19 protein-coding genes are annotated in these 23814 nt (G+C 76.0%); 10 read left to right on the forward strand and 9 right to left on the reverse strand.

Translation table 11 applies throughout. The annotated features are described in order from the left end of the window. Positions 1–58 precede the first annotated feature (58 nt). Complete coding sequence (locus tag ASF82_RS10730; RefSeq protein WP_056056869.1) at positions 59–394, forward strand: hypothetical protein; 336 nt, start codon at positions 59–61, stop codon at positions 392–394. Positions 395–556: 162 nt separating this feature from the next. On the opposite strand, the gene ASF82_RS10735 is transcribed toward ASF82_RS10730, so the two are convergent. The 7 genes from ASF82_RS10735 to ASF82_RS10765 form a co-directional block, all read right to left on the reverse strand. After that, entirely contained in the window at positions 557–1423 is an 867-nt protein-coding gene (locus ASF82_RS10735; protein ID WP_056056872.1) for an SDR family NAD(P)-dependent oxidoreductase, read from the reverse strand. Positions 1424–1507: 84 nt separating this feature from the next. After that, positions 1508–1933: a DoxX family membrane protein gene (locus tag ASF82_RS10740; RefSeq protein WP_056056874.1), complete on the reverse strand. Its 426-nt coding sequence runs from the start codon at positions 1931–1933 to the stop codon at positions 1508–1510. Continuing rightward, complete coding sequence (locus ASF82_RS10745; protein ID WP_082514570.1) at positions 1930–3690, reverse strand: MDR family MFS transporter; 1761 nt, start codon at positions 3688–3690, stop codon at positions 1930–1932. The genes ASF82_RS10740 and ASF82_RS10745 overlap by 4 nt, the downstream gene beginning before the upstream one ends. After that, positions 3687–4388, reverse strand: coding sequence for a TetR/AcrR family transcriptional regulator (locus ASF82_RS10750; protein WP_056056875.1), 702 nt, complete (start codon positions 4386–4388; stop codon positions 3687–3689). The genes ASF82_RS10745 and ASF82_RS10750 overlap by 4 nt, the downstream gene beginning before the upstream one ends. A gap of 213 nt (positions 4389–4601) precedes the next feature. Beyond that, positions 4602–7193 (reverse strand): MMPL family transporter, encoded by a 2592-nt coding sequence (locus ASF82_RS10755; RefSeq protein WP_056056877.1) that lies wholly within the window; start codon positions 7191–7193, stop codon positions 4602–4604. A gap of 149 nt (positions 7194–7342) precedes the next feature. Further along, complete coding sequence (locus ASF82_RS10760) at positions 7343–8005, reverse strand: TetR/AcrR family transcriptional regulator (protein WP_056056879.1); 663 nt, start codon at positions 8003–8005, stop codon at positions 7343–7345. A gap of 82 nt (positions 8006–8087) precedes the next feature. Beyond that, a complete protein-coding gene (locus ASF82_RS10765) occupies positions 8088–10517 on the reverse strand; it encodes an excinuclease ABC subunit UvrA (protein ID WP_056056882.1) in 2430 nt (809 codons plus the stop codon). A 240-nt stretch (positions 10518–10757) separates the two neighbouring features. On the opposite strand from ASF82_RS10765, the gene ASF82_RS10770 reads away from it, so the two are divergent. Next, complete coding sequence (locus ASF82_RS10770) at positions 10758–11978, forward strand: GDSL-type esterase/lipase family protein (protein WP_056056884.1); 1221 nt, start codon at positions 10758–10760, stop codon at positions 11976–11978. Here the strand turns inward: ASF82_RS10770 and tatA are convergent. Beyond that, positions 11975–12217, reverse strand: a complete 243-nt coding sequence (gene tatA / locus ASF82_RS10775; RefSeq protein WP_056056886.1) for a twin-arginine translocase TatA/TatE family subunit — start codon at positions 12215–12217, stop codon at positions 11975–11977. The genes ASF82_RS10770 and tatA overlap by 4 nt on opposite strands. Positions 12218–12460: 243 nt before the next feature. On the opposite strand from tatA, the gene ASF82_RS10780 reads away from it, so the two are divergent. Beyond that, positions 12461–15070, forward strand: coding sequence for a LuxR family transcriptional regulator (locus tag ASF82_RS10780; protein ID WP_056056888.1), 2610 nt, complete (start codon positions 12461–12463; stop codon positions 15068–15070). Here the strand turns inward: ASF82_RS10780 and ASF82_RS10785 are convergent. Beyond that, positions 15067–15450 (reverse strand): PqqD family protein, encoded by a 384-nt coding sequence (locus ASF82_RS10785; protein WP_056056890.1) that lies wholly within the window; start codon positions 15448–15450, stop codon positions 15067–15069. The genes ASF82_RS10780 and ASF82_RS10785 overlap by 4 nt on opposite strands. Positions 15451–15597: 147 nt before the next feature. Here ASF82_RS10785 and ASF82_RS10790 point away from each other — a divergent pair, with 147 nt between their 5' ends. From ASF82_RS10790 to ASF82_RS10820, 7 genes are all read left to right on the forward strand, one after another. After that, the gene (locus ASF82_RS10790) at positions 15598–16272 is read left to right on the forward strand and encodes a hypothetical protein (RefSeq protein ID WP_235491268.1); all 675 of its coding nucleotides are present in this window, start codon (positions 15598–15600) and stop codon (positions 16270–16272) included. Beyond that, positions 16269–17486: an LCP family protein gene (locus ASF82_RS10795; RefSeq protein ID WP_056056894.1), complete on the forward strand. Its 1218-nt coding sequence runs from the start codon at positions 16269–16271 to the stop codon at positions 17484–17486. Before ASF82_RS10790 ends, ASF82_RS10795 begins: the two co-directional genes overlap by 4 nt. Further along, positions 17483–19066, forward strand: a complete 1584-nt coding sequence (locus ASF82_RS10800; RefSeq protein ID WP_056056896.1) for a sugar transferase — start codon at positions 17483–17485, stop codon at positions 19064–19066. The genes ASF82_RS10795 and ASF82_RS10800 overlap by 4 nt, the downstream gene beginning before the upstream one ends. Further along, the gene (locus tag ASF82_RS10805; RefSeq protein ID WP_056056897.1) at positions 19066–19860 is read left to right on the forward strand and encodes a WecB/TagA/CpsF family glycosyltransferase; all 795 of its coding nucleotides are present in this window, start codon (positions 19066–19068) and stop codon (positions 19858–19860) included. The genes ASF82_RS10800 and ASF82_RS10805 overlap by 1 nt, the downstream gene beginning before the upstream one ends. Then, positions 19857–20930: a glycosyltransferase family A protein gene (locus ASF82_RS10810; protein ID WP_056056899.1), complete on the forward strand. Its 1074-nt coding sequence runs from the start codon at positions 19857–19859 to the stop codon at positions 20928–20930. Before ASF82_RS10805 ends, ASF82_RS10810 begins: the two co-directional genes overlap by 4 nt. A 196-nt stretch (positions 20931–21126) precedes the next feature. After that, positions 21127–22887: a polysaccharide biosynthesis tyrosine autokinase gene (locus ASF82_RS10815; RefSeq protein ID WP_056056901.1), complete on the forward strand. Its 1761-nt coding sequence runs from the start codon at positions 21127–21129 to the stop codon at positions 22885–22887. Next, a complete protein-coding gene (locus tag ASF82_RS10820) occupies positions 22884–23774 on the forward strand; it encodes a nucleotidyltransferase family protein (RefSeq protein WP_056056902.1) in 891 nt (296 codons plus the stop codon). Before ASF82_RS10815 ends, ASF82_RS10820 begins: the two co-directional genes overlap by 4 nt. The last annotated feature ends 40 nt before the right edge of the window (positions 23775–23814 follow it).

A 23814-nucleotide genomic window follows, 5' to 3' on the forward strand; every position in this document is an offset into this window, starting at 1 on the left:
GCACGCGGGCGGAGTGTGACGAACATCGGGGGCCCCGGGGTCGCCCTAGGGTGGCGGCATGACCCCCGAGCCCTCCGCGAAGACCGTCCAGCTGCGCCGCTACGACCTGGTGCCGGGGGTGCTCGACGACTTCCTGGCGTGGTTCCACGCCGAGATCGTGCCCGTGCGCACCGCACAGGGCTTCACGGTCGAGTTCGCGTACGCCGACCGCGAGGCCGAGCAGTTCACCTGGGCGGTCAGCGTGCCCGGCGACGCCGCCGCGTTCACCGCTCTCGAGCAGACGTACCTCGCCAGCGAGGGCCGGGCCGCGGCGTTCGCCGGCCAGCCGACCCGCGTCGCCGTCTCGCACGTGCGCCTGGTCGAGACCGTCGTCGAGGCCGGCAGCCGCGCGTAGCCGCGCCCGCCCCGCGCCCGCCCTGTCCTCACCCCGAGCGAACCACCGACTGATCAAAGAACCATCGCGAAGCGTGGTTCTTTGATCAGTCGGTGGTTCGCCGGGGACGAGGCTGCGGGGGGGGCAGGGGGGGCGGGGAGGGCGGGGGGCAGCACCGGGGCGTCAGGCGGCGGGGACGCCGACCATCGCCGCGCTGCGCTCCCACAGGCCGCGCGAGAGCTCGCGGTCGCCGGCCTGCGACGCGACGCGGCCGGGGGCCTTCAGGCGGTCGAAGTAGTTGCCGCTCGGGGCGGGCACCGACGCCGCGGCCGCGAGCCGGACGAGGGGCTCGGCGCCCTGCTCGGTGCTGATCGCGAGGTTCTTGGCGAGGCTGACGACGGGGCCGCCGCCGCCGAAGCTCGAGGCGACGAAGCCGGGGTGGAAGGCGAAGGCGTCGACCGCGGTGCCGCGGAGGCGGCGCGCCAGCTCGCGCGTGAAGAGCACGTTCGCGAGCTTCGACGTGCCGTACGCCCGCATGCCGCCGAGCCAGGGGCCGCGCGAGCTGTCGAGGTCGTCGAGGTCGACGCGGCCCATCAGGTTGCCGGCGCTCGACGTCTGGACGATGCGGACGGCGCCCGGCGGGACGTCCTGCGCGGTCTCGGTGAGGCGCGGCAGCAGGATCGAGGTCAGCAGGAAGGCCGCGAGGTGGTTGCTCTGCAGCGTCGTCTCGAAGCCGTCGCCGGTGGTGCCGCGCTCGGGCATCAGGCCGCCGGCGTTGTTCGCCAGCACGTGGATGCGCGGGTGGTCGGCGAGCAGCTGCTCGCCGAGCGAGCGCACGGCGGCGAGGTCGGTGAAGTCGGCGAGGTAGGCCCGGCCGCCGACCTCGTCGGCGACGCGGCGGGTGCGCTCCGCGTTGCGCCCGACCACGGCGACGGTGGCGCCGAGGCCCGACAGGGCGACGGCCGCGGCGCGGCCGATGCCCGAGCTCGCGCCGGTGATCACGACCGTCCGGTCGTCGAGTCGGGCGGGGGCGGGCAGCGTGACGGTCATGCCGTGCACGATAGCCGCGCGCCCCCCGCCCCGCCTGGGTGCGGGAGGAGGGGCGCGGGGCGGAGCGCGGGAGGCGCGGTGCGGCTAGCGGCGGCGCTTCCGGTCGCGCCAGGCTCCGGTCGACCAGAGCGCCCAGGCGATCAGCAGCGGCTGGCCGAGCAGGCGCAGGCCGCGCTTGGTGTCGGTGTCGAGCCCGAACGCGTCGCGGTGGTGGATGAGCTGCGCGATGTTGCCGGGGAAGATCACCGTGAAGAAGATCGCGGCGACCCAGCCGACCGTGACGCGGCGGCCGCGGAGGGCGATCAGCGCGGCGCCGAGCGAGATCTCGGCGACGCCCGAGGCGAGCACCGTGACGTCCTCGCTGAGCGGGACGAACTCGGGCACCTGCGCGCGGAAGTCCTCGCGGCCGAAGGTGAGGTGGCTGGTGCCGGCGAAGACCAGCGCGGAGCCGAGCAGCACCCGGCCGATCGTGCGGGGCACGGAGGTGCGGGGGAGCTTGCGCGAGGTCATGGTCGGTCCGTTCGGTCGGTGCGGGGGGAGTCGGGGTGCGGGTCGGTGTCGCCCACGGCGCCGTCGAGCGGGGCGACGGGCGCGCCCGTGGCGACGGCGGCGGCGGTGGCGGTCTCGGCGGCGGCGGACGTGGCGGCGGGCGCTCCTGCGGTGCGGCCCCGCGCCTCCGCCTCGAGCCGGTCGGCCTCCTCGCCGGTGACGGCCTCGCCGCGGGCGACCATGCCGGCCACGTCGCTGAGGGCGATCTGCGGCAGGAAGAGCGCGAGCACGAACGCCACGGCGATGAAGGGGATGAGGTAGGCGAAGACCGGGGCGAGCGCGTCGGCGTAGCCCTCGACGACCTGGCGACGGATCGCCTCGGGCAGCTCGTTCAGGGCCGCGGGGTCGAGGGTGGCCGTCGACTGCGCGGCGTCGCCCGCCGAGGCCCCGGCGCCGGTGAAGACGCTGGTGAGGTTCTCGGTGAGGCGGCTCGTGAAGAGCGCGCCGAAGATCGCGACGCCGAGCGCGGCGCCGACCTCGCGGAAGTAGTTGTTCGTGCTGGTCGCCGTGCCGACGTTCGCCGCGTCGACCGAGTTCTGCACGACGAGCACCACGACCTGCATGATGAGGCCGAGGCCCGCGCCGAAGACCAGCAGGAACACGCAGATCAGCCAGAGGGGCGTGTCGGCCGTGAGCGTCGTGAAGAGGGCCATCGCGATGCCGGTGAGCACCGTCCCGACGATGGGGAACATCTTGTAGCGACCGGTCTTGGTGATCAGGTTGCCCGAGATGATCGAGGTGCCGATGAGGCCCGCCATCATCGGCAGCAGCAGCAGGCCGGAGACCGCCGCGGAGGCGCCCGACGACATCTGCAGGAAGGTCGGCACGAACGCGATGGCCGAGAACATGCCGATCCCCAGCACGAAGCCGACGGCCGTGGCGAGCACGAACACGCGGTTGCGGAAGAACGAGAGCGGGATGATCGGGTCGTCGGCCCGCGACTCGACGAGCACGAAGAGGCTGACCGCGACGAGCACGCCGGCGCCCCACAGCCAGGTCTCGGGAGCGCCCCAGCCGTGGTCGGCCTGGCCACCGAACTCGGTGAAGAAGATGAGGCAGGTGGTGGCCGCCGAGAGCAGCACGACGCCGAGCCAGTCGACCTTCTTCGTGGCCTTCTTGCTGGGGAGGGTCAGGGCCATCCAGGCGATGACGAACGCGGCGACCCCGACGGGCACGTTGATGTAGAACGCCCACTGCCAGGTGAGGTGGTCGACGAAGAAGCCGCCGAGCAGGGGCCCGCCGATGGCGGAGAGGCCGAAGACGGCGCCGAGCGGGCCGAGGTACTTGCCGCGCTCGGAGGCGGGCACGATGTCGGCGATGATCGCCTGCGACAGGATCATCAGCCCGCCGCCGCCGAGGCCCTGGATCGCCCGGAAGACGACGAACATCCAGAAGTCGGTGGCGAAGGCGCAGCCGATGCTCGCGAGGGTGAAGATCGCGATGGCGACGAGGAAGAGGCTGCGCCGCCCGAGCACGTCGCCGAACTTGCCGTAGATCGGCATGACGATGGTCGTCGCGAGCAGGTAGGCCGTGGTGATCCAGGCCTGGTGCTCGACCCCGCCGAGCTCCCCGACGATGGTCGGCATGGCCGTGGAGACGATCGTCTGGTCGAGGCTCGACAGCAGCATGCCCGAGATCAGCGCGCCGAAGATGATCCAGATGCGCCTCTGGGTGAGCAGGAAGGGGGCGTCGGCCCGCTTCTCGGTGGTGGTCGTCATGCGGATCGAGGCGCCTCTCGGTCGGTGGTGCGGAGCGGGGGTGTCACGGGGGCGGCGCCGGCGGCCAGCAGCTCGCGGGCGAGCCGCAGCTGGTCGGTGAGCACCGCGTCGAAGCGCTGGGCCTGGTCGCCCTGAGCGGTGAAGAAGGCGGCCATCGAGCGCTGCGCGAGGCCGGTCATCAGGGTCACGACGACGTCGACGCGGGGGTCGGAGACGTCGAGCCCCTCGTGCGCGGCCACGGCGGCGGCGATGCGCCGCTGCTGCTCGTCGCCCTGGCGCATCACGCTGCCGAGCAGGCGCGGCTCGCGGTCGAGCGCGGCCTTGAACTCGGCGGCGCGGGCGCGGGTGAGGCCGACGTGCTGGATCCGCTCGACGAGCATCGCCGACAGGTCGTCGAAGGTCGTGGCGAACGGCGGCAGCGCCGGGTCGCGGCGGGTCGCGGCGTAGGCCTCCAGCGGCTCGTCGTCGTCGTCGAGGGCGATGCCCACGACCACGTCGTCCTTCGAGGCGAAGTGGTTGAAGAAGGTGCGGCGCGAGATGCCGACCGTCGTGCAGAGCTCGTCGATCGTGAAGCCGGCCAGGCCCTCCGCGGCGGTCAGGCGCCGGGCCTCGGCGACGAGCTCGGAGCGCACGCGCAGCCGCCGGAGCGCGGCCTTGCCGAGCGCCTCGGGGCCGCTCTCGATCGTGCTGTCGGTCACGGGTGCCTCCTCTCGGTCGTCGCGGTGCGGGCCGGCGACGTCGCCGAGGGCGCGGTGCCCGACGACGAGAATTGCACCCTGCGGCGCAGAGTGCAACTCTCAGCAGCTGAGAGATCGCCGAGACGACTGAGCCACGCACGGGAGGCGCGGTGCCGGTCAGACCGACACCGCGCCTCCCCCGGGCACTGCTCCCCCGCCCTCGCGGGGCCGGGGCTACGCCCGGTGCGCTCCGTCGCCGTCGTGCGCCGTCGCCGTCACGGGAGCGTCGACCTCGGCGCCGGGAGCGACGTGCGAGTGGTGCTGCTCGTCGGCGGTGTGCGCGGCCGCGGGGTGCGAGCGCTCGAGCGAGGCACCCTCCACGTCGACGTCGGGCAGGATGCGGTCGAGCCACTGGGGGATCCACCACGCGGCGTCGCCGAGCAGGTGCATCACGGCCGGGATCAGCAGCAGGCGGACGACGAACGCGTCGACGAGCACGCCGAGCGCGAGGCCGAGGCCGATCGACTGGATCATCACCGAGTTCGAGAAGACGAAGCCGGAGAAGACCGCGGTCATGATCAGGGCCGCCGCGATGACGACCGTCCGCCCGGCGTGCACGCCGCGCTGGACGGCGAGGCGGGCCGGGGCACCGTGCGCGAACGACTCGCGCATGCCGCTGACGAGGAAGAGCTGGTAGTCCATCGCGAGCCCGAAGAGCACGCCGACCATCAGGATCGGCAGGAAGCTCAGGATGGGCCCCGGGTCGTGCACGCCGAAGACCGGCGCGAGCCAGCCCCACTGGAACACCGCGGTGACGCCGCCGAAGGCCGCGAACAGCGACAGCACGAAGCCGAGCGTCGCCGTGATCGGCACGAGGATCGACCGGAACACGAAGATCAGGATGATCAGCGACAGCCCGACGACCACGAGCAGGTAGAGCGGCAGCGCCGAGGCGAGCTTCTCGCTGACGTCGATGTTGCCCGAGGCGTTGCCCGCGACGCCGAGCGCGGAGACGCCCTCGACGTCGAGCCCGCGGAGGTCGCGGACGAGCTGCTCGGTCGACTCGCTCGACGGGCCGCCCTGCGGGATCACCTGGAAGGCGAGGGTGCGGTCGTCGTCCGAGGCGCCGATCGGGGCCACCGCCACGACGTCGTCCTCGCCCTTGATCTCGGTGCCGATGCGCACCTGCTCGGCGACGAGGTCGTCCTCCGAGACGGCCTGGTCGAGGTCGGCGACGACGATCAGCGGGCCGTTGACGCCGGCGCCGAACTTGTCGTCGATCAGCTTGTACGCCTTGTACGCGCTCGAGTCGACGGGCTCCGACGAGCCGGCCGGCAGGCCGAGGCGCATCGACAGCGCGGGGATCGCGACGATCAGCAGCACGGCGACGCCGGCGACCAGCGTGAGCACGGCACGGCCGGTGCGCATCGGCGAGGTGGGCACCTTCACCGGGCCGGTCTGGCCGACGCGGGCGCGCACCTTCTTGGTGAGGATGCGCATGCCGACCAGGCGCAGCAGCGCCGGGGTGAGCGTGACGGCGATGAGGATGGCGACGAAGACGCAGACCGCGCCGACGGTGCCCATCAGGCCGAGGAAGGGGATGCCCGTGAGGTTCAGCGCCAGGAGGGCGATGAGCACGGTCGAGCCGGCGAAGACGACGGCGTTGCCCGAGGTGCCGTTGGCGAGCCCGATCGACTCCTCGAGGGGCACCCCGTCGCGCAGTTGCTGCCGGTGGCGGTTGAGGATGAAGAGCGAGTAGTCGATGCCGACCGCGAGGCCGAGCATCACGCCCAGCACGGGGGTGACCGACAGCATCTCGACGGTGCCCGAGAGGGCGAGCGAGGCGAGCACGCCGACGCCGACGCCGATCAGGGCGTTGACGAGCGGCAGGCCGGCGCCGATGAGGGTGCCGAGCATGACGAAGAGCACGATCGCGGCGATGACGACGCCGCCGACCTCGCCCGGGCCCAGGATCTCGGGGATGCTCGCGGCGATGTCGTTCGACACCTCGACGTCGACGCCGGCGATGTCGGCGCCCTGCATCTCCTCCACGAGGGCGTCCTTGGACTCCGTGGTCACGAGGTTGAGGGCCTTGTCGAACTGGATGCTGGCGACCGCGGTCGTCTCGTCCTTCGAGACCTGGCGGATCTCCTCCGCGAGTGCGAGCAGGTCGGCGCCGTCCTCCAGGGTGGCCGACTGCGTCTCGAGCTCGGTGCGGCTGGCGTCGAGCGTGGCCTGCTGCTCGTCGATCTGCTGCTGGCCCGCGGTGATCTGGGCCTGCTGCGCGTCGAGCTGCGCCTGGGCGGCGGCGAGCTGGCCCGCGGCCTCGGCCTGGGCCCTCGCCGCGTCCAGCTGCTGCTGGCCGGCGGTCAGCTGCGCCTGCGCGGCGTCGATCTGCGCCTGCCCGGCCTCGAGCTGCGCCGTGCCCGCGTCGATCTGGGCGCGCCCGTCGGTGACCTTCTGCGCCTGCTCCGCGAGCTGCGCCTGGGTGTCGAAGGGGTTCGTGGTGCCCTTGACGTCGTCGAGCTCCTCCGTGCGGGTGAGCAGGTCGGCGATCTCGGTCTTCTGCTCGTCGGTGAACGCCGAGTCGTCGGAGGTGGTGAAGACCACCGAGCCCGAGCCGCCGCTCGCGGCCGGGAACTTCTCGGAGAGCTCGTCGCTCACCGCCTGGGTCGCGGTGCCGGGGATGCTGACGGCGGAGGTCAGCGTTCCGCCGAACAGGGCGAAGGCGCCGCCGGCGAGGCCGAGCACGACGACCCACGCCACGATCACCAGCCAGGCGCGTCGGGCCGCGAGGCGGCCGAGTCGGTAGAGCAGTGTCGCCATGGTGGTGGTCCTCCAGGTGGGGCGGTGGTGGCCGTGCGGTGGTGGCCGGGGTGCGGTGGGCCTCGCGTCGTCGGGAGGAGGGGCGGAGCAGCCGGGGTGCGGCGGGTCGGGGGGCGCCGGGTCGGGGCGCCGGGGGCGGTCGGTGCGGGTCAGGGCCCGTCGGGGCCGCGGGCCGCCGGGTAGCCCGTGCGCACCGTCTCGACCAGCCGGTCGAGCAGCTCGCCCCAGACCGCCCGCGACGCGTCGTCGAGAGCGCCGTCGGTGCGGCGCACCCAGTGCACCGCGATCACGGCGATGCCGTGCATCAGCGAGCTGACGAGCAGCTCGACGTCGAGGTCGTCGACCTCGGAGCTGCGGCGGGCCGCGTCGGCCGAGAGGTGCTCGGTCGCCCGCGAGAAGACGTCCTGCATGACGTTCGGCTCGCCCGGCCCCTCGCTGCCGCCCTCGAGCACGCGCCAGAGGTAGGCGATCACGGCCGGCAGGTCGATGCTGCGGAGGGCGAGCGTGACCTCGTCGAACAGGGAGGCGCGGGTGAGCACCGCGGCGGGGGTCGCCACGGCCGCGGTGGCGGTCTGGAACTCCTCGACGGCGTTCGTGATGGCGACGGTGCCGAGGGTCAGCACCACCTGGTCGAGGCCGGAGAAGTGGTTGAAGATCGTGCGGCGCGACACGTCGGCGCGCTCGGCGAGCTCGTCGACGCTGAACCTCGGGGCGCCCCGCTCGGCGATGAGGGCGTCGGCCGCGTCGAGGATCGCCTGCCGGTGCCGCGCCTTGAGGGCGGCACGTCGGTCGAGGGCGGGAGCGGCGGTCACGGTGATTACACTAAGTGCACCCACGCACTCGGTGCACCCTGCTCTGGGCGCATTCCCAGGCCCCCTGAGCCCCGGGCCGTCGTCAGGGCCGGAGCCGCCGCGCGAGGTACGGCGCCGTCCGGCTCGCCGTGCTCGCCGCGACCTCGCGCGGGGTGCCGCTCGCGACGACCTGCCCGCCCGCGTCGCCGCCGCCGGGGCCGAGGTCGATCACGTGGTCGGCCGCCGCGACGACGTCCATCGCGTGCTCGACGAGCACCACGGTGCCGCCGGCGTCGACGAGCCGCTGCAGCTGGGCGACGAGCAGCTCGACGTCGGCCGGGTGCAGCCCCGTCGTCGGCTCGTCGAGGAGGTACAGCGTGTGGCCGCCGCGGGCGCGCTGCAGCTCGGTCGCCAGCTTGATGCGCTGCGCCTCGCCGCCCGACAGCTCGGGGGCCGGCTGCCCGAGCCGCAGGTAGCCGAGGCCCACCTGCCGCAGGGCCTCGAGCGCCCGGGCGGCGGCGGGCACCTCGGCGAGGAAGCCCGCGGCCTCCTCGACGGTCATGCCGAGCACGTCGGCGACCGTGGCGCCGTGCCAGGTGACCTCGAGCGTCTCGGGCGCGTAGCGCGACCCGTGGCACTCCGGGCACGGCGCGTACGAGCCGGGCAGGAAGAGCAGCTCGACCGAGACCGACCCCTCGCCCTGGCAGACCTCGCACCGGCCGCCGACGACGTTGAACGAGAAGCGGCCGGCGCCCCAGCCCCGGGCCCGCGCCTCGTCGGTGGCCGCGAAGGAGGCGCGGACCGCGTCGAAGAGGCCGGTGTACGTCGCGAGGTTCGAGCGCGGGGTCCGCCCGATCGGCTTCTGGTCGACCTGCACGACGCGGTCGACGCCGGGGTGCTCGACCGCGCGCTCGGCGACGACGTGGCCGACGAGGGTCGACTTGCCGGAGCCGGAGACGCCCGTGACCGCGGTCAGCACGCCGAGGGGCACGTCGACGTCGAGCGCTCGGAGGTTGTGCCGCGTGACGTCGCGGAGCTCCAGCCACGCGGCCGGCGTGCGCGGCTCGCGGGGGGCGGGGCGCGCCTCCTCGGCTCCCAGGAAGCGGCGGGTCACCGACGCCTCGACGTCGGCCAGCCCAGCGACCGGGCCGCTGTAGAGCACCTCGCCGCCGCCGGCCCCGGCGGCGGGCCCGACGTCGACGACCCAGTCGGCGCGGCGCACGACGTCCATGTCGTGCTCGACGACGAAGACGCTGTTGCCGCTCGCGACGAGCTGCTCGAGCACCTCGACGAGGGGCTCGGCGTCGGCCGGGTGCAGCCCCGCGCTCGGCTCGTCGAGCACGTAGACGACGCCGAACAGGCCCGAGCGCAGCTGCGTCGCGATGCGCAGGCGCTGCATCTCGCCGGGCGAGAGCGTCGGGGTGGCCCGGCCGAGGCTGAGGTAGCCGAGGCCGAGCTCGGTCAGCACCTCGACCCGCGCGAGCAGGTCGCGGCTGATCGCGACCGCGACCTCGGTGCGCTCGCCCGACGACGCCCGCGACGTCGCGACGCCGGCGTCGGTGATCGCCGCGATCGGCCGCAGCAGCTCCGCGACCTCGGTGAGCGGCAGCGCGTTCAGCTCGGCGACCGTGCGGCCCGCGACCGTCACCGCGAGCGCCGCCCGGGTGAGGCCGGTGCCGACGCAGAGCGAGCACGGCCCCGACTCGACGAACTGCAGCACCTTCGTGCGCTGCGTCTCGCTCTGCGAGTCGGCGAGGGTGTGCAGCACGAACTGCCGCGCGCTCCAGAAGCGGCCCTTGTACGGCTTGGCGACGCGGTCGCGCTGGGGCTGCACCTCGACGACCGGCTGCTCCTCGGTGAAGAGCAGCCAGTCGCGGTCCTCCCGCGACAGCTCCCGCCACGGCCGGTCGATGTCGTAGCCCAGCACGGCGGTGACGTCGCGGAGGTTCTTGCCCTGCCAGGCGCCCGGCCACGCCGCGATCGCGCCGTCGCGGATGCTCAGCGACGGGTCACGGACGGCGGAGGCCTCGGTCACCTCGTGCGCCACCCCGAGGCCGTGGCAGCGCGGGCACGCGCCGGCCACGGTGTTCGGCGAGAACGAGTCGGACTCGAGGCGGTCGGCCCCCTCGGGGTAGGTGCCCGCTCGCGACCACAGCATGCGGACGGAGTTCGACAGCGTCGTGACCGTGCCGACCGACGAGCGCGAGCTGGGCGCGCCGCGGCGCTGCTGCAGCGCGACGGCCGGGGGCAGGCCCGTGATCGAGTCGACCCGGGGCGTCGACCCCTGCGCGATCAGCCGGCGGGCGTAGGGGGCCACCGACTCGAGGAACCTCCGCTGCGCCTCGGCGAACACGGTGCCGAAGGCGAGCGACGACTTGCCCGAGCCGGAGACCCCGGTGAACGCGACGATGCGGTCGCGGGGCACGTCGACGTCGACGGCCCGCAGGTTGTTCTCGCGGGCGCCCCGCACCCGCACGAAGCCGTCGACCGGGTCGGGGGCGGACGAGGAGGCGCGGGTGCGGTCGGCAGGCATCCGGTCGATGGTAGGCGGCCGGTCCGCGGCGGGGCCGGGGAGACTCCCGGGCAGACCACCTTGTCTGCCCGGGCGCGCGTGGCTAGCGTGGGGGGACGACGTCCGAGGCGTCGGGCACGAGGCAGCACCGCTGCACACCGACTCGTCGCCGGCGACACCGGATCAGGGAGACAGCACGATGGGCGAGACGACGCAGGGCGGCTCGGGCCGTACGAGGGCGCGCGGCGCCGAGGCGACGTCGTGAACCCGGCCGGGCGCCTCCTCCTCTCCCCCGCCCTCGCGGCCCGGTACGCCTGGCTCTGCGCGCGGTCGACGACGACGCCGCGGCCCCGCGACGTGCCCTTCGGCGCCGGGGCGGGCCTCGACCCCGACCGGGTCCTCATCGTGGGGGCCGGCCCCGCCGTCGGCTGGGGCACGAGCTCGCACTCGGTCGCGCTGCCGGGCCGGCTCGCGCGGCGCCTGGCCCGCCGCACCGGCCGGGGCTCGCACGTCGCGGCCCTCGCCGACCCGACGCACCGGGTGCCGTCGCTGCACACCGTGCTCGGCGACGCCTTCCTCGAGAACTGGGACGTCGTGGTGGTGACGCTCGGGGCCGCCGAGGCGATGACCCTGCGGTCGCCCCGCGCCTGCGCCCGCGACCTCGACGGCCTCGTGTCGGCCCTGCTCGAGCGCACGAGGCCGTGCGCGAGGGTGGTCGTCGCCTCCACTCCCCTGGCCGACGCGCTGGGCACGTTCGGCGTGCAGCCGACGGCGCTCGCCGAGCGCCACTCGACCCTCCTGGCCGAGGTCTCGGCGGGGGTCTGCGCCGAGCACGCCCGGGTCACCCACCTGACGCTGCCGGGAGGGGGAGGCGCGGAGGCCGTCGACGACGACCGGTCGCCGGGGCGCGCGGAGGCCACGGCCGAGCTCTACGAGACCTGGGCGGAGGCGCTCAGCGAGCACGTCGCGCCCCTGCTGCACGCCCAGCGGGCGCGCATCGACTCGCCGCAGCGGGCCCGGAGCCGCCCGCAGCCCGAGCCGACGCGGCTCGAGGCGATCGCCGCGTCGGGCGTCGTGCAGCCCGAGCCGGAGGCGGCCTTCCAGCAGATCACCGACCAGGCCAGGGCCCTGTTCGAGACCGACGGCGCCGCGTTCAACCTCGTGCTCGACGACCACCAGTGGAACGTCGTGAGCACCCTCGGCTCGAGCACGGCCGTGCCGCTCAGCGAGTCGTTCTGCGCGACGACGGTCGACGCCGACGAGCCCTTCGTCGTGGCGGACGCCTGGCAGACGACCCTGACGGTGCCCCGCAACGACATCCGGTTCTACGCCGGCTACCCGGTGCACACCGCGGAGGGCATCCGCATCGGGGCGCTCTGCGTCTTCGACCCGGAGCCCCGCGACGTGCGGGGCCTGCCGCTCGACGCCCTGCGCGAGCTGGCCCTCGACATCGAGCGGGAGCTCTGGCGCCGAGCCGCCTAGCGCGCCTGGTCGGCCGGGGCCGGCGCCGTGGTCGCGGGGGCGGGGGCGGCGGTCGCGGCCACCGTCGGGGCGGCCGCCGACGCCGCGTCGGCCTCGGCGCCCTTCTCGGTCTCCTTCTTGAAGATGCTGATCGACTGGCCGAGGCCCTTCGCGAGGGCGGGGAGCTTCGTCGAGCCGAAGAGCAGCAGGACGATGCCGAGGATGATCAGCAGGTGCATTCCGCCGAGGTTGGCGAGCATGGGGACTCCTTGGGTCGTGGGGCGCCCCGGAGGTCCCGGGTCGTGCCGCACCGTAGGCCGTGCCGGACGGTCGTCCGGCGAGCCGGCCCCGTCGCCCTCGCCGAGGCGCCCCGCGATGCCACCCCCGCCTCCACCCCGCGGGTCACCCGGTCTCACGTCGGTGAGGAGGAGATCTCACCTCCGGCGTGATGAGTGTGATATTTTGTGTTCCTGCACTGGATATCTTCCACAGGAGAGGCCCCCATGTCACCCACGTCCACGCTCGCCGAGCACCGCTCCCCCGACCAGGGCCTCCGCGGTCGCCCCCGCACCCGCCGCCACGTGCTGCGCCGCGAGGGCGTCTCGGAGGCCCTCAGCCGTGCGGCGGAGGCCTCGGTCGTCGTGGTGCGGGGGCCCGCCGGCGTCGGCAAGACGACCGCGATCGCGGCCTGGCTCGACGAGGCGCCGGTCAGGGGCGCCTGGTGGACGGTCCGGGGCGACCAGGCCGTCGCCGACGTCTGGGCCGGCGTGGCCCGCCTGCTCGACCCGGCCGCCGGCGACCTGGGCGGCGCCCCCCTGGCCGCGCTCGACGAGGCGCTCGGCGGCGCCGCCGGGCCGGTGACGGTCGTGCTCGACGACGTCGACCGCCTCGACGACCCGCGGCTCGCGGCCGACGTCGAGCGCCTCGTGCTGCGCCACGACCACCTCCACGTCGTGCTGGTCGGCCGGGTGCGGACGACCTTCGAGCGCGCCGCCGGCGCCGACCTCGACGTCGAGCTCGTCGCCCCCGACGTCTTCGAGCTCGACCGGGGCGAGGTCGCGGCGATGCTCACCGCCCGCGGGGTCTGCTTCGACGACGCCGCGCTCTCGCTCGTCGACGACGCGCTCGGCGGCTGGGCCGTCGCCGTGCAGCGCCTGGCCCACGAGCTGGCCCTGCAGCCGCGGCGCCTCTGGCGACGTCGGGACCTCGCCCCGCTGGTGGCCCGGCTCGAGGGCGAGCTGACCCGCGACGTGTCGACGGAGGCGGAGTCGCTGGTCGGGGCCGACGCGCTCCGGGCCGCCGCCGAGCTCCCCTTCCTCTCGCCCGAGCTGCTCGAGGCCGTCACCGGCGACCACGACGCCGCGGCCGAGCTGCTCGACGTCGTCGAGCGGTCGGGCGTCGGCGGGTGGACGGTCGTCGGCAGCACGCGGCACCTCGTGCTGGTGCCGGTCGTCCGTCGGGTCCTGCTCGAGCGCCGGGTCGACGAGGCCCAGCGGCAGGAGGCCCGGCGCGTGCAGGTGGCCGGCGCCCGCCAGCTGCTCGACGACGGCGACGCCCGGGAGGCCCTGGGGCTCGCGGCCGCGGCCCACGACTGGCCCCTGCTCGGCGAGGTGCTCGAGCGGCACCACGCCGAGCTGACCCGCGACCACGCCGACGAGGTCCTGTCCGTGCTCGAGACCGTGCCGGAGGCGTCGCTGCGCGCCGACCCGTGGCTGCTCTGCCTGCTCGGCAAGCTCTCGGCGTTCCGCGGTCGCAGCTGGCTGGCCGCCGCGGGCACCCTCGCCGCCGCCGACACGGCCGCGCGCGAGCTGCAGAAGGACGCGGGCCCCACCGGCGCCCTCCGGCTCGCCGCGGTGCGCATCGCGGCGCTGCGGCGGGCGGGCAGCGTCGGGAGGGCCGCGGCCCTCGCCCGACGCACCCGCGAGTCGATGGCCCAGCTCCGGGTGCCCCGCACCCCCGAGCTCGCGCGCCGACTGGCCGACGCCCACCTGCAGATCGGCCTCTCGCTCTTCCACGAGGGCGCGTACGACGAGGCGCTGCTCGAGTTCGGCGCGGTCGGCCGCCTCGACGAGGCGACCGACCCGGTGCGCCTGCGGGCCCTCGGCACCGCAGCCCTCGTCCACGCCCTCGACGGCCGGCTGGGCGAGGCGCGGGCGCTCGTCGTCGCGGCGGAGGGCGACGAGCGCTGGTCGGACTGGCGGCACACGGTCTGGGCGCTGCCCGCCCACCTCGCGGCCGGCGTCGCCGCGCTCGACGCGGGCGACGACCGGGAGGCCCGGCGCCGCATCCGCACGGCGGCGAGCATGCCGGCCTCGGTGGAGGAGTGGCCCGTCGTCGCCTGGCTGACGGCCCTGCGGCACCTGGCCCACGGCGACGGGGCCACCGGCTTCAGCGTCGTCCGCGACGCGGAGGCCGCGCACCCGCAGGGCGTCGCGAGCAACCACCTGCACGGGCTCCTGACCGCCCTGAAGTCCGACTTCCTCCTGCTCTCGAAGCAGGCGCGCTCGGCCCTCGGCGCCCTGCGGCCCTTCGTCGACGGCCGCGAGTCGGTCGCCGGGGCGCACGCCCGCGCGCTGCTCTTCGCGGGCGCGGCGGCCGACGCCCGGGTCGTGGCCGACCGCATGGTCTGGCGGGGCCGGCTCGCGCCCCGCCCGCAGCTCGAGCTGCAGCTCGTCCGGGCGGTCGCCAGCGGCCGGGTCGGCGACCTCGACGTCGCGCGGACGGCGCTCGAGCAGGCCGTCTCGGTGTCGGCCCGCCACGACCTCCGCCTGCCGTGGTGGCTCGTCCCCGCCGAGGAGCTCCGCTCCCTCGCCCGGCAGACGGGCGTCGACCTCGACCCCGTGCTCGCCGACGCTCCCCGCATCTACTCGAGCGGCCTCACCGTGCCGAAGCTCACGCGACGCGAGGCCGTCGTGCTCGCGCAGCTGCGCGGCGCCGGCTCCGTCGAGGACATCGCCCGCACCCTCGGGGTCTCCCACAACACCGTCAAGAGCCAGGTGCGGAGCCTCTACCGCAAGCTCGGCGTGAGCACCCGGCCGGCGGCCCTGCGCGTCGCCTACGAGTGGCGGCTCCTGGCCCCCGTGAGCCGCGAGCAGGCGGCCACCGCCTCCTAGGCCCGCTCCGCCCGCTCGACCAGCCCCTCGGCCAGCAGCTGGTCGACGAAGGCCGCGACCTGCTCGCGCACCGCCGCGGGGTCGGCCCCGGGGTGGTCGGCGAGCGACGCGTCGACGAGGTCGTCGACCGCGGCGACCCCGTCGAGCCGCGCCCAGAGCTCCGCCGCCGTGCCCTCGAGCCGGCGGAGCGCGCTGCGGTCGAGCTGGGCCACGACGAGCGCGTCGCCGTCACGGGCGACCGCCACGCGCGGTGACACGCGGACGACGAGGCGGCCGTCGACCGTGGGGGCTCCGCGGCCGCCGGGGGCTCCGGGGCCGCCGGCGGCCGGGGCGACGCGCCCCTCGCCGGGCCCTCGGCCGGTCCCCTCGCCGTCGGTCATCCGGCCATCCTCCCACGGCGGACCGGCCGCGGCACCCGGGGTGTCATGCGACATGTCACCCCGGTGAAGGGCGGGGTGACATCTCGGGGGCCGCGGCCCGTCGCGACGCCCGACCCGCGCCTCCCGGGGGTGACGGCGCTGCCTACGGTGCACGCCTCTGACACCGACCCCGAGGAGCTGATCACGGTGCCACGCCCCGAGACCCGACCCGCCGCCCACCGCCTGCCCTGGGCCACCGCGACCGAGCCCGCCGAGCCCGCCCGGGCGGACGGCCCCTTCGAGATCGTCGTCGTCTGCCGGGCCAACGAGGCCCGGTCGCCGTTGATCGAGAGACTGCTCGGCGCGGAGCTCGAGCGCCTCGCCCCCGGCGACTTCCGGGTCACGAGCTGCGGCACCCGGGCCCGGGTCGGCGCCGGCGCCGCGCACGGCACCCTCGAGCTGCTCCGGTCGCACGGCATCGACGCGGCCGACCACCGTGCCCGGCAGCTGACCCCGGCCGAGCTCGACGACGTCGACCTCGTCGTCACGGCGGAGCGGAGCCACTCCGACCGCGTGCTCGACCTCGCGCCCGGACTGCTCAAGCGCACCTTCACCTTCCTCGAGCTGGCCGGCCTCGCCGTGCACGCCGAGACCGGAGCACTCGAGGGCCGGGCGTTCGTCGAGCGGGCCGCCGCCCTCCGCGCCGGCCTCGCCGACGTCGACGGCCACCGCGCCGACCTCGACGACCCGGTCTCCACGGTGCCGGGGGCCTTCGAGCTGCTCGACCTGCGCACGCAGGACGCGGTGTTCGTCATCGCCCGGGCCCTCGCGGGTTCGTCGTGACCGGCACCGTGCCGCCCCGCGACGAGGCCGCCCCGGTGACCGACGGCCTGGCGCTCGTCTTCCCGGAGAACGCCGGGGAGCCCGTGTCGCTGCCGCCCCGGCGGCGGCGCAGCCACCAGCCGCACGCGTCGTCCTCCCGCCCGGGGACCCGCAGCTCCGGAGGCTCCCGCAGCACCGCGGGCTCCCGGGCCGAGGCCCGGCCCGGCCGGCGGTCTCCCCGGGGCCCCCGTCGCCGACGCGCCCTCCGACGCCTGTCCGCCGTGCTCGTCGTCCTCGTCGGTCTGCCGCTGCTGGCCGGCGCCCTCGTGCAGCTCGGCTGGCGGTCGGGCGTGACCACCTTCGAGGCCGATCCCTTCCCGTCCGGCAGCCGACCCGCGCCTCCGGCCGACGGGGCCCTCAACGTGCTGCTCATCGGCTCCGACAGCCGCGACGGCGACCTCGACCCGGTCGACGAGGCCGGGCCCACGGGCCAGCGCTCCGACACGATGATGCTCGTCAACGTCTCCGGCGACCGCCGCGAGGTGACCGTGGTCTCGATCATGCGCGACCTCTGGGTCGACGTGCCGGGCCACGGCGAGGCGAAGGTCAACGCGGCCTACGCCTGGGGCGGCGCGCCGCTGCTCGTGCAGACGGTCGAGCAGCTGCTCGACACCCGCGTGGCCCACGTGGCCCTGGTCGACTTCGAGGGCTTCGCGTCGATGTCGACGGCGCTCGGCGGCGTCGAGGTCGACTCCCCCGTCGCGTTCAGCAGCCGCAACGTGCCGGGCCACGACTTCGCCGCCGGTCCGAACGTCGTCGCCGGCGAGCGGGCCCTGGCCTTCGTCCGCGAGCGGTACGCGTTCGCCGACGCCGACCACCAGCGCGTGCGCAACCAGCAGGCGTTCCTCCGCGGCGTCGTCGACGGGCTGCTCCGCGACGGCCTCGCCGACCCCGGTCGCCTGGCCTCGTTCGTCAGCACGACGACCCGCTGGGTGACGGTCGACGCGGGGCTCGGCCCCGCCGAGACCACCCGCCTCGGCTACGAGCTGCGCGGCGTCCGGGCCGACGACGTCGCCTTCTTCACCCTCCCCACCGCCGGCGGCGGCGTGCGGGGCGGCGGCCAGTCCGTCGTCCTGCCCGACGAGGCGGCGACGACCGCCGTCTCCGCCGCCATCGCCGACGACGACCTGCGCCGCTGGAGCGACGCGGCAGACCTCACCCCGGAGCGACCATGACCAGCACCCTCCCGGGCCCGACCACCACGGGCCCCGCCACGACCGACCCGGCCGCCACGGGCCGGGCCCGACCCGCCGAGCGACCGGCCGTCCGCCCCGCCAGCCGGCCCGCCGAGCGCCCCGACGACCGCACCCCGCCCCGGGGGCCGGCACCGCGACTCCCCCGACGTGCGCTGCCCGTCGTCCCGATGGCCGTCACGGAGGCGGCCGCCCTGCTCGTCGCGACGTCCGCCGCGCAGCTCGCCTGGTTCGGGCGCGGCCCCCAGGGGCTCGCGATCGGCGACGGCGGCGTGGGCTACGGCACCGTCTCGGTCGCGCTCACGGCGGCCTGGACGCTGCTCCTCCTCGTCGCCCGGGCCGACGTCCGGCCCGACGACCTCTTCGCGAGCGGGGCCGCGGCGTTCCGCGACCTGCTGCGCGCGACGGTGGTCGTCGCGGTCGGCGTGAGCCTCTTCTCCGCGGCGACGCAGACGCAGATCTCCCGCGGGTGGCTGCTCGTCGCCGTGCCCGCCGGGCTGGCCGTGCTGCTGCTGAACCGGCTCGCGTGGCGGGCGCACGTCCGGTCGCTGCGGGCCGCTCGGCGCCTCGGCACGCGCACCGTGGTCGTCGGCACGGCCGCCGGCGTCGCCGGCGTCCGCCAGGTGCTCGCCCGGGACTCGTCGTCGGGGCTGGACGTGGTCGCGGAGGTCGTCCTGGACGACCTCGACGACGCCCCGGTGGCCCACGTCGCCCGCACCGCCGAGCTCGTCTCGCTCGTCGAGCGACGGCTGGCCGCCGAGGGAGCCGAGGGCGTCGTCGTCGTCGGCAGCGGGCTCGTCGGCGACGAGTTCGTGCGCCGCCTCTCGTGGGCCCTCGAGGGCACCGACGTGCAGCTGATCGTGTCGCCGCAGGTCGGCCCGGTGTCGAGCCGGCGCCTGCAGCCCGTCGCCGTCGGCGGGCACCAGCTCATCCGCGTCGACCGGGTCCAGCTCGGCGGGCGCCAGTCGGTGCTCAAGCGCCTGATGGACGTCGCGCTCTCCGCCGTGGGCCTCGTGGCCCTCGCGCCGCTCCTCGCCGGGGTGGCCGCGGCGATCCGCCTGACCTCGCCCGGCCCCGCGGTGTTCCGCCAGACCCGCGTCGGCGTCGACGGCGCCGAGTTCACCCTCTACAAGTTCCGCAGCATGGTGACCGGGGCCGACGCCCTCGTCACGGCCCTCGTCTCCGACGACGACGACGCCCGCGGCCCGCTCTTCAAGATGCGCGACGACCCCCGGGTCACGCGGGTCGGCCGCGTCATCCGCCGGTTCTCGGTCGACGAGCTGCCGCAGCTGGTCAACGTGCTGCGGGGCGACATGAGCCTCGTGGGACCCCGCCCGCCGCTGCCGCGCGAGGTCGCGGCCTACGACCGCACGGCCCACCGTCGCCTGCTCACCCGCCCCGGCCTGACCGGAGCGTGGCAGGTCAGCGGCCGCGCCGACCTCGACTGGGAGGAGGGGCTCGTCATCGACCTCCTCTACGTCGAGAACTGGACCCTCTCGGGCGACCTCGCCATCCTCGGCCGCACCGTCGGCGCCGTCCTCCGAGCACGGGGGGCCTACTGATGTCGCTCCTCACCGCGCCCCTGCTGCGCGTCGGCGCCCGGGGCACGCACCTCGACGGGCAGCCGCTCTTCCGGGGCGGCCCCGACGAGCTCCTCGACGAGATGGAGGCGCTGGTCGCCTCGGGCGGCCGCCACCTGGTCATGACCCCGAACGTCGACCAGGTGCTGGCCCTCCGCACCGACCCGCGCACCGCCGCCGCGCACCGTGCCGCCTCCCTGCGGATCGCCGACGGCGCCCCCCTCGTCGGCCTCGCCCGTCTGCTCGGCGACCAGCGCATCCAGCGGCTCACGGGCGCCGACCTCCTCGGCGACGTCGTCGCCCGGGCGGCGCGGAACGGCTGGCGCGTCGCGATCGTCGGGGGCGCCGAGGGCGTCAGCGACGACGCGGCGGCCAGGCTGAGGGCGTCGTCGCCGGGCGTCCGGCTCGTCACCGTGCCCTTCCCGTTCGTGCGCTCGGTCGACGACGCCGGGTGCAGAGCCGTCGCCGACGCGCTGCGCGTCGAGCGGCCCGACGTCGTCTTCGTCTGCCTCGGCTCGCCGAAGCAGGAGGCCTGGTTCCTCGAGTGGCGCGACCGCCTCCCCCCGGGCGTCTACGTCGGCGCCGGCGCCGCCGTCGAGTTCGCGGCGGGCACCCGGGCGCGTGCCCCGCGCCTCGTGCAGCGCCTCGGCGGCGAGTGGCTCTGGCGGCTCGCCCAGGAGCCGCGCCGCCTGACGCACCGCTACCTCGTGCGCGGCCCGGCGTTCGTCGGCGTCGTGCTGGGCTCGCTCCTCGCGGCCCGCGGGCGGCGCTCGTGAGCGCGCCCCGGGTCACCGTCGTCTCGGCCGTGCACCGGCCGGGCGGCCACCTGCCCGCCTTCCTCGCCCGGCTCGACGGCTGCCTCGCCGAGGGCGCGCAGGTCGTCGTCGTCGACGACGCCTCCGGCGACGGCACCGGGGAGGCGCTGGTCACGTGGGCCGCGTCGCGCCCGTCCGCCGTCGTGGTCGTCGCCGACGAGAACGCGGGCGTCGCCCGCAGCCGCAACCGGGCGCTCCGTCACGCCGTCGGCGACTTCGTGTGGTTCGTCGACCACGACGACGAGTGGGAGGACGACGCGCTCGCCGTCCTCACCGCCGCCACGGGCGACGACGACGGCGACCCCGTCGACGTCGTCTGGTGCCGGGCCGACCACCGACGGGCGGCCGGGGTGCCCGGCAAGGTCGTCGACGGCCTCGCCGAGCGCCGGACGGTGACCGGCGACGTCGCCCTCGCGCTCCTCCTCGACCGACAGGTCGACGGGTTCCTCTGGTCGAAGCTGCTGCGGCGCCGGCTGCTCGGCGACGCGCCCTTCCCCGAGCTGACGTCGCAGAGCGACGTCGCGGGGGCGGCGGCGGTGCTGGCCCGCGCCTCCCGGGTGCGGTTCGTGCCCGAGGTGCTCTACCACTGGACCCATCGCCCGGGGTCGATCACGCGGGTCTCGACGCCGCGTCTCGCCAACCTCGAGCGAGCCCACGACCTCGTGCTCGCGGCGGCCGGGGCGCGGGGCGGCGCGGCCGCCGACGAGCGCGTGCGCCAGCGCTTCACCACGACCTTCCTCTGCCTGGCGCTCGTCGCCCTGCCCGTGCGCCTCGGCGCCCCCGCGGCGGTGCGGCGGGACGGGCTCCGCCGGGCTCGACGGGCCCTCGGCGGCGTCGACCTCGGCGCCGTGCGACGACGCGACCCCCTGGCCTGGGGCGTGCTCCGGGGCGCCCTCGTGGCACCCGCCGCGACGACCGCGGCGCTCCGCGTGCTGTACGCCGCGCACGACGCGAGGGGCCGGGCCCGGCTCCGCTCCGGGCTCCGGCGCGGGCCCGCCGCGCCGGCACGCCGCGCGGTCCACCCGGGGTGAGACCCGGGGTGAAAGCCCCGTCGGCCCCGGTGCCCGTCTGCCCCGTGCCCCCGGGGATCGGCGCGCGGCCAGCCCCCGGAGCCCCTCGCCACGCGCGGTAGGAACGACCCGGCGCCCGCCTCCGGACGCCCTCCGGCCGCCGGCCGGCACCCGCCCCGCGACACCAGCAGCACCGCCACCGCGACAGGAGAAGCCCGTGGACCGACCCGACACCGAGCCCCGCCCCAGGACCCTCGACCTGCAGGACTACCTGCGCATCGTGCGGTCGTACTGGCTGGGCGCCTTCCTCATCGTGCTGCTCGGCGTGACCGCCGGCGCCGGCTGGACCCTCACCCAGACCCGCGTCTACGAGTCGAGCGCGTCCGGCGTCGTGCAGGTGGCGGCCGGGGGCGACGCCAACCTCGCCTTCGCCGCCGACCAGCTGGCGAAGTCGCAGGCGCAGTCGTACGTCGAGCTCGGCGGCTCGCTCGCGGTGGCCGAGTCGGCCGCGGCGGCGCTCGGCGGAGCGGCGTCGCCGGCGTCGCTGCTGGGGCGCGTGACCACCTCGCTGCCCGAGGACACGGCCATCATCACCGTCACCTCCCGCGGCTCGACCCCGGCCGACGCCGCGGCACTGACCGACGCCTGGCTCGCCGCGATGGGCGAGCAGATCGCCGCGATGCAGGAGGAGAGCACCGACACGGGCGGCTCGGCCACGTCGTTCGTCGCGCTCTCGTCGGCGTCGGTGCCGACGTCGCCCGCGTCGCCGAACGTGGAGGTGGCCCTCCTGCTCGGCGGGCTCTCCGGCCTCATGCTCGCCGGCGTCTACCTGCTCGTCCGCAACACGCTCGACCGCCGGATCCGCTCCGCGGCCGAGGTGGAGTCGCGGTTCGGCGTAGGCGTGATCGGCACCATCCCGCAGAACGACGCGCTGGCCGAGCACGGCGGCCTCGTCGCGGCGCTGCCGAACGCCACCGCCGACGACCGCCACGTGAACTTCGCCATGTCGGAGGCGCTGCGCGAGCTCCGCACCAACCTCGCCTACGTCAAGGTCGACGCGCAGCCGCGGGTGATCGTGATGACCAGCCCGCAGCCGGGCGACGGCAAGTCGACGCTGGCGGCCAACCTCGCGGAGTCGCTCGCCGTGTCGTCCGACCAGCGGGTCGTCGTCATCGACTGCGACCTGCGCCGGCCGACCCTCTCGAAGGTGCTCGGCGTCTCCGAGGGCGCGGGCCTCACCGACGTGCTCTCCGGCCGGGCGCAGCTGCACCAGGTCATGCAGCAGACAGAGGCCGCGTCGAACCTCTGGGTCGTCGGCGCGGGGCGCATCCCCCCGAACCCGAGCGAGCTGCTCGGGTCGCAGACCTTCCAGGACCTCGTCTCGACCCTCGCCGAGCACGCGACCGTCATCCTCGACGCTCCCCCGGTGCTCGCCGTCACCGACGCCGTCGTGCTGGCCGCCAAGGCCGACGGCGTGCTGATGACCGCCTCCGCCGCGCGCACCACCTTCGACCAGCTCGACCGGGCGCTCCAGCTCGTCACGCGGGGCGGCGGCGACGTGCTCGGCGTCGTGCTGAACCGCGTGCCCACCAAGGGCCGCGACGCCCGCGAGTACGGCTACTTCGGCGGCAGCTACTACTACTACGAGGGCGACGTCGGGACGGGCGGGGCCGTCGGGGCCGGCGCGGGCTCCGGCACGGCGCCCGCCTCCCGCGAGGCCGTGACGGCCCCCGCGCCCGTGGTCGCCCCGACGCCTCCTGCGGCCCCGACCCCGGCCCCGGTCCCGGCCCCGGCTGGTGCCGCGGCGGCTGCTGCTGCCGCTGCTGCTCCTGGTGGGGAGCCGGCTCCTGCCCGGGTCCCCGCTTCACCCGCCTCGCCCGCGGCGCCCACGTCCCCGGCGGTGCCCGCCTCCCCCGTCGAGGCCCCGGGCGGGGCGCTCACCCGTCGCGAGATCCGCGAGCGCGAGCGCACGCGGTGACCGGGCCGGCCGTCGTCGTGGCCGCCGCCCCCGTCGTCGAGCTGGCCCACGCCCTCGTCGCCGACGTGGCCGGCGGCGTCGGCCTGCGGGCCCTCGTCGTCAAGGGCGACGGGGCCGCCCACCACGGCCTCCGGCCGCCCCGCGTCAGCGCTGACGTCGACGTCCTGCTCCGCGGCCGGGACGACGCCGCCCGGTTCGGGGCGGAGCTGGCACGACGGGGCTGGCGCACCCGCCCCGCCGACGCCGACCTCACGGCCTTCCCCCGCCACTCCGACACCTGGTTCCACCCGGGCTGGAGCTGCGACCTCGACGTGCACCACCGCTTCCCGGGGCTCGACGACGACCCCGGGGCGGCGTTCGACGCCCTCTGGGCCCGCCGCGTGGTGCTCGACCGGGCCGGCCGCGACGTCGCGGTGCCCGGCCGGGTCGACACCCTCCTCGTGCTGGCCCTGCACTGCCTCCGCAGCCCCTGGGTCGAGCGCCACGCCGACGAGCACGACCGCCTGGTCGAGCACGCGCGGGCGCTCCCCGTCGCGGAGCTCGTCGACGCCGCGCGTCGCCTGCGCGCCCTCGCGCCGCTGCGCCCCTTCGTCGAGGAGGCCGCGGGTCCGCTCGACCTCGCCTGGGGCGCCCCGTCCGCGGAGTGGCGGCTGCGCACCCGGTCGGCCTCGCCCCTGACGCGTCGGCTCGTGGCCTTCCGCGACGCCGGCGCCCGCGAGCGGCTGCACGCCGTGCGCCTCGCGCTGCTGCCGCCGCGGGCGACCCTCGTGAAGGACGGCCTCGGCGCCGACCTCCGGGGCGTCGACCTGCTGCGCGCCTACGTCGTGCGCTGGGCGCGGGGCCTGCGCGGGCTGCCCGTGGCCTGGCGCGACGCGCGGCACGGCTGAGGCCCCGCCGACCGCCGATCCCCTCGGACGCCGCGACCGC

Origin of the sequence: Frigoribacterium sp. Leaf164 (assembly GCF_001423665.1) — a bacterium.
Lineage (GTDB): Bacteria > Actinomycetota > Actinomycetes > Actinomycetales > Microbacteriaceae > Frigoribacterium > Frigoribacterium endophyticum.